Raw genomic sequence first — 393 nt, forward strand, 5'->3', positions numbered from 1 at the left:
CCGCTTTTGTTTAGAAACAAACGTTTTGGATCGCTTCAAGTGCTTTCATGAACACAATTTGATGAACAGGAACAGGGCTCTGCCTTCTCGCCGCAAGCGGCGATTCACCAGAGGTATTTAAGGACCAGGGATGATCCGCTAAGCTGGAAATGCGGCACAGCCTGAGGCCCCATTGGCCGCGACCGGCGATGAGGGGGTAGTGCTCTGTCAGACAACCCCCGAATCCCTTTTCCTCTCTGTCAGTAGTTCTCTCAAAAAACTCGCTCGCCGATTCGCATGGCTTTCCGCTTTTGTTATTACCTCGAAATCGCTAACTTGCCCAACAATATGGATTTCTGCCTCGGCGCGGGTAATCGCGGTGTAAAGCCATGCTCGGTCGGAAATGCGGCCCTT

The 393-nt window shown here is 52.4% G+C and carries 1 pseudogene; it reads right to left on the reverse strand.

What is annotated here, in order from left to right:
* Positions 1-207: 207 nt before the first annotated feature.
* Positions 208-393 (reverse strand): annotated as a pseudogene (locus tag AC5JQH_RS21410) (ATP-dependent DNA helicase); the annotation flags it as partial.

Source organism: Marinobacter sp. H13 (assembly GCF_059072335.1).